General features: G+C 58.7%; 3 protein-coding genes. 2 read left to right on the forward strand and 1 reads right to left on the reverse strand.

Features of this window, described 5'->3' with window-relative positions:
• The first annotated feature begins 1 nt into the window (after position 1).
• Positions 2-544, forward strand: a complete 543-nt coding sequence (locus O0S09_RS02470) for a YkgJ family cysteine cluster protein (RefSeq protein ID WP_268922329.1) — start codon at positions 2-4, stop codon at positions 542-544.
• A gap of 2 nt (positions 545-546) precedes the next feature.
• Positions 547-1,827 carry a TraB/GumN family protein gene (locus O0S09_RS02475; protein WP_268922330.1) on the forward strand — a complete coding sequence of 427 codons (1,281 nt, stop codon included), beginning with the start codon at positions 547-549 and terminating at the stop codon, positions 1,825-1,827.
• 678 nt (positions 1,828-2,505) lie between these two features.
• Here the strand turns inward: O0S09_RS02475 and O0S09_RS02480 are convergent.
• Positions 2,506-6,346, reverse strand: a 3,841-nt coding sequence (locus tag O0S09_RS02480) for a PGF-pre-PGF domain-containing protein (protein ID WP_268922331.1), incomplete at its 5' end; no start/stop codon positions are given.

Consider the following 6,346-nt stretch of genomic DNA (forward strand, 5'->3'; position numbering starts at 1 on the left):
GATGAACGAAGCTGAGAGAATAGAGGAAGAGGTATGCAGGGCAGGATTTTCCTGTCTCCTCTGCGGGGCATGCTGTAGTGGTCCTGACAATGAGGTTATGGTCTCGCCGCCGGAGATTGCGGTTCTTGCAGCGGCAACCGGTCTTTCGCGGGATGAGATAGCCGAACCGTATCCGGAGTGGATGCAGCAGGACGGATGTACGTTTACGTTTGGCTGGGTGCTGAAACGCGGGTCGGACGGGAACTGTATCTTTCTTGAGAAGAACCGGTGCCGGGTGTATCGTTTCCGTCCGCACATCTGCCGGACGTATCCGTTTATGCTGGACAAGGAGCGTCTCATTGTTTCCGCGTGTCCGGGATGTGTTGCTGGTTGTGAGACTGCGGGTGCCGGGGAGATTACGGGCGATCTCCTGCGGCGGCGGGAGGCTGAGGATGCGGAGCTGGAAAAGACGGAAAATCAGTATCAAAAACATAGTATAATCACAGGTTCAACGATTGTATTCGATAGCAGCGGAGCACATGAGTATTCTCTCCGTCCGAAATGATCATGACAGAAATACATATTGTCGGAACTGCCCACGTTTCGCAGAAGAGTATCGATGAGGTCCGTGCTGCAGTGGATACGGTCAATCCCGATGTTATTGCCATTGAGCTGGATCCCGGACGGTTTGCTGCGCTGAAGCAGCAGATGCGGGAGGCCGAGGATGCGGCAAACGGGATTACCCCTGCGGCAGAGAAGCATGAGTCGCCGGAGGTGAAGGATCTTTTAAAGGGGAACTTTACTCTGATGCTGGTTCAGTGGATTCTGGCGTATGTGCAGCGGAAGATCGGTATGAATGTGGGGATTGAGCCGGGGGCGGAGATGAAGGAGGCTATCCGGCTTGCGGAGGAGCGCGGGATTCGTCTGGTGCTTATTGATCGCGATATCCGGATTACGCTTGCCCGGTTCTGGGGCGGGATGCGGATTCTGGAGAAGGTCCGGCTTATCTGGGCTTTGCTGCAGTCGATGTTTGCGGCGGATGATGAGGATGAGGAGTCCGCAGGCGGAATTGACAAGGTGTCGATTGATGAGCTGACGAATCCGGATATTATTGAGATGGCGCTTGAGGAGTTCCATACGTTTTCGCCGAACGGGGCAAAGGCGCTGATTGATGAGCGTGATGCGTATCTTGCGCACGGGGTGATTGATCTGGAGCGGAGTTCCTATGAACGTGCGGTGGTGGTGGTTGGTGCGGGGCATGTGCCGGGTATCAACCGGTTCCGGGAGGATCCGTCTACGCTTCCGCCGCTTGCGGAGCTGCTGGCAAAGCCGAAGCATTATCCCTGGGGGAAGATCATCGGCGGTCTGTTTGTTGCCATGTTTGCGGTGATTCTGGTTGCGATTGCGTTTTCCGGAGCGACGGAACTTTTGGTGTGGGCAATTGTGTACTGGGTGCTGCTGCATGGGCTGTTTGCGGGTGTTGCAACGCTTCTGGTCCGCGGTCATCCGTTCTCTGCGGCGGTTGCGGCGGCGCTTGCCTGGATGACGTCGCTGAATCCGTTCCTTGCGGCGGGCTGGTTTGCGGCGATTGTTGAGGCGAAGATGCGGCCGCCGACGGCAGGGGATCTGAAGGCGATTTCGCGGGCGGAGTCTATCGGGGAGATGCTGTCGGTTCCGCTGTTCCGCATTCTGCTTGTTGCGGCGGTGGCAAATATCGGGAGTTCGCTTGCGACGGTGTGTTTCTTTGTGTTCTTAACGCCGCTGCTCGGGGTGGATCTGGATATGATGACGCAGATTCTGATGACCGGTCTGTCGAATCTCTGGCAGTTTCTGACCGGCTGGTTCTAATCTTTTTTGGGGGCGGGTTCTGGTAGTAAAAAAGGGAAGTCCGGGAGGGTTAGTCCCGATGTTCGTCTGCGGTCGTTAGCGGGTACCGGCAGGTAACCGATTTCGGCGGACACGTGTTCTCCGGCTGTGTGTGGTGGAATGCTGCCGCAGGCCGGGCGGGTGCACGGTCCCCACCATGAGAAAACAAAAAACATCCCGGAGAACGGATCCCCCGGATCGGCTCCGCTACAGAGCGCTGTGCCTGGAAGAGGACCTGCGGTGTATTTCAGCAAAACAGCAGGTGCAGGATGATAAAGACAAAGCTGAGGAAGAGGAGAAATAAGACGAGTACTGCGATGTATCCTTTTAGGGTTATCATGGTTCTTTTCCTGAAGAGAGATTGAGATAGACGTGCCTCCTCCCGCTGACCGTCACCGGTTTCGGCGGACATCCGTTGAAGCCTGTGTTGCGACGGGGTCCCCGCGGGCGGCGAATGATACACGGTCCCCACCGTGTATGGGGTGCAGATCACGAAGAGCAGCAATCTGCCGCCCGGTATGCGGGGGTGGTGCGCTTCGGGACGGAATTCATGAGTTTACGATTTTTTTTTGAAGATCCCGAAAACGCTCCATCGCAGAGTATGGCGAATGTCCTCTGCCGCCGAGATGGTTCGAGGAAGGAGGGGAAGGGAAGAGAGGATTACTCTCTTCGTCTGAACAGAACCCCTGCGGCAAGGAGTCCTGCCAGTGCGCCGAACACGGGTGCCGGCGCCTGGGTTAAGGTGGGTACCGGGGTTCCGTCGTCAGGTGCTGCGGTTGTGGCGGCAGGGGTGTTCTGCACTCCGGAGGTCGGGCGGGTTTCTCCGGATGTTTCCTGAACGGTGGGACGGGCGGTTGTGCTGCCGGTTGGTTCAGGGGTTGCTTTTTCGATGGTCGGTGCTCCGCCTTTTTCGTAGACGATGGCGAACGGCGAGAAGGATCGTGTCGCTGCGACGTACTTTGCTGCGCCGCGCTCTTCGCCGAGGTAGGTGGTGTCAAGTCTGACCCACTGGCCGCCGGTGTAGTGCTGAAGGGTGATGTCATTGACGGTGTAGCCGTTGTCCGTAAGGACGGCGACCGGGACACTGAACTCTATCTGGGCATATCCTTCGAAGACCGGGCCGGTGATGTCAACGACGGTGTAGCTGTTGGCGGGTGCGGTGACGCCGGTCGGTTTGGTGTTGATGGTTACGGTGCCGCTGGTGCCTTTGGCAAAGGAGATGTCGGTGACGCCGGTTGTGGTGCCGAAGCTGACCTGACCGGTTGCGCTGACCGAGCCGCTGTCGGTTGAGCTGTATCCGTCACCGCCGCCGGAAGGGGTCGGGCGGGGGGGTGTCGGTGTGGGCGCCTGCTGGAAGGCTGCGGCGATGGTATGGCCTTCGTAGACGCTGCTGAAGGTATAGCTGCCGCGTGCACCGACGGAGGCACCGTCAACGATGACGTCTGCGATTGTGTTACCGGCATCAGGGGTGATGGTGAAGGTCCTGCTCTCTCCGGCAGGGACGGTGACCGCGCCGCTCGGGCTGATGCTGCCGCCCGCACCTGCGGTTGCCGTAATGGTGAAGGAAGCTTCGGAGAATTCTGCGCTGATGGTGTGAGTTTCTTTGACGTTTGCAAAGCTGTAGTAGGTGATGGCTCCGACGGAGGCACCGTCAACTTTGACATCTCTTACGATATAGCCGGGGTTGGGGATGATATCAAAGGCCTGGCCCTGTCCTTCGACCACGGGGATTGCACCGGCCGGGCTGATGCTGCCGCCTGAGCCTGCGGTGGCGGTGATGGTATGGGTTGTTTTAGCCGGGTCGTTGACGATGACGGTGACTCTGGCAACGGCAGTGCCGGAGGTCGCGGTGATGACGGCGGTTCCGCCGTTGTTGCCGGTGATGGTTACCTGATTTCCGTTCTGAGTGATGGAGGCGTATGCTGCACCGCTTTGAACTGCCCAGACGATTGAGGCACTGTCAAGGACCCGATCCAGAGTGCTGTTTTTTGCTGTTGCGGTGATCTGTGCAGCATTGCCTTTTTGGATAGTGACGGATGTGTCACCCGGACTGAGGGTGATCGAATCAGCGGTTGGTTCGAGGACGGTAATCTTTGCTGCGCTGCTGTGCGTCCAGGTGGTGATGCCGCTTTCGGTGTAGGTGACGTTTGCGCGGTAGTAGAAGGTGCCTGCACTGCTGATGTCAGGGGTGTAGGATGCTGCATCGCTTCCGACGGTACTTACGTCTGCGGCAAAGGTCGGGTCGGTGGATTTCTGCCACTGGTAGGTGAGAGCTTGGCTGCCGGGCGCGGTTGCGCTGACGGTGAGCGGGTCTGCTTCGGCCTGACCTTTGGTGTAGGTTGCACTCTGCGGCTGGGCGGTGATGGCTGGTTTGCCGACGACGGTGATGGTGACGTCAGCTGTTTTGGTTGTGTCGCTGGTGAGTTTGGCGGTTGCGGTGTACGTTCCGGCCGCTGCGGCTGTGAATGCTGCGGTGGTTCCGGAGGTGTCACCGCCGGTCCGGATGAGACCGGGGTCGAGTTCCCAGGTGATCGGTTCACCGGCACGGTTTTTGCTGTCAGCGTCGGTTGCGGTGATGGTGATCTGTGCAGCTGCACCGGTTTCCACGGCGGCAATTGTCGGTGTGACAGCTATTGCTGTGATCTCCGCGTCAGAGACGAGGATGGTAACTGCTTTGTTTGCGCTGGGATTCTTGCCGGCGGTTGCTTTGAGTTTTGGTTCATCAGGACTTGTTGCACTGACACCGGTTACGTTGACGGTTGTTGCGGTCTGGTCGCTGAGTGTGAGGTGACCGTTGTCGTCGTCCACTTTCTCCCAGGTGACAGGTTCGTCTTTGAGGAGAAGGCTGCCGTTATAGACGCGGGCGCCGAAGGTTGCACTGGTTCCGTGGCCGATGGTGATGCTGTCTCCGGTGATCTCGGCTCCGCCTTCGCCGGTGATGACGACGCGGTCAGGGACCGGGGCGGTGACCTCAAGGAGGGGGTCGGAGGTGAACTCTTTTTCGCTGATGCCGCTGTTTTTGAGGACGGCGGTTACGCTGTAGGTACTCCCTGCGGTAAGGCCGGTGACCTGAAGGCCGCTGATGGTGCTTCCTTTTGCGAAGGTGCCGCTCACGGTCTGAGATGGATTCTCGCCGAGTTTGACGTGAACATCGGTTGCGTCGTTGGCGTTCGGGTCGAGCCGGATGCTGACGTTGGCGATGGTGGCGTTGATCCATTCGACGGCGACGTTCTCTGCGCCGCTGAGGGCAACGGGTTTGTTGAGGGTGCCGACGATCTTCTTTCCGGCATCATCGGCGGCAAGGGTCCATTTGCGGGTGTCGGCAAGGGTAAAGCGCGGGAGGAGCTCGGATGCGGTCCCTCCGGCGGTGTCATCGATGGTGAAGATGGTTTTGCCGTCGAGGCTCTCATTGTCGAGGACGAGTTGTTTGAGGGAGCCGGTGAAGCCGTCTTTGATATGAATACCGTCCTCCGGCAGGTAGCTGATCGAGAGGGCCTGATCGTTCCCAAAGCTGGTGGCACCGGCGAGGGAGTACTTGTAGGTAGAGGATGGCGATGTGGAATAGATATCGAGCCTGATTGCAGTGTTGGTGGTTCCGGACGTGTCTTTGTTGTTGCGGAAGGTAACATTGCTGAGTTCCAGAATTAGGTCCCTTATCTCATGCGTAGATAGATACACACCGCCGTACTCGGTGGCCGTGTTGTCGGAGATGGTTCCGCCCGACAGCGTGAACGTGCCGCCAGTCAGAACATCCACCCCGCCGCCCTTCTTGGCCGTGTTTCCGGAGATCTCACCGCCAGACATCGTGAACACGGCGGCGTAAGTCATAGCCACCCCGCCGCCTCTGCCTTTGGTGGCCGTGTTGTTGGAGATCTCGCCGCCGGACATCGTGAACGTGCCGTCATACACCTCCACCCCGCCGGCGTTGGTACCGGCAGTGTTGCCTGATATGGTTCCACCGGACATCGTGAACTGACCGTTCAGCACACGCATCCCACCGCCGTCGTTGAAGGCCGTGTTGTTGGAGATCTCGCCGCCGGACATCGTGAACGTACTGTCATCCACATGCACCCCGCCGGCGTAGATGCCAGTGTTTCCGGAGATGGTTCCACCCGACATCGTGAACGTACTGGCGCTATTCACAAACACGCCCACCCCCTGGGAGCCGGCGGTACCAGTGTTGCCTGATATGGTTCCGCCCGACAGCGTGAACGTACTGCTGGTATACACAGACACGCCTCCGCCGGCCCCGGAACCTCTGACCCTGCTGTTTGTCAGGGTGACACCACTGTTCATCGTGAGATTGCCGCCGGACGTAACAGTGATGAGTCCCATCCTTCCCTCGAAGGGCTCGCCCTGGCCGTCTATCGTCAGCTTTGAGTTTTCATCGCTGCCAAGCGTAAGATTGCCGTCGCTGCCGGTTACGTTGATGAGATGGAAGCCCGTGCCGCCGCGCCAGATGGTGTGGCCAGCTCCGAGGATGGTCATTTCGCCGGTGATG

The sequence above is a fragment of the Methanocorpusculum vombati genome, from assembly GCF_026891935.1.
Taxonomy (GTDB): domain Archaea; phylum Halobacteriota; class Methanomicrobia; order Methanomicrobiales; family Methanocorpusculaceae; genus Methanocorpusculum; species Methanocorpusculum vombati.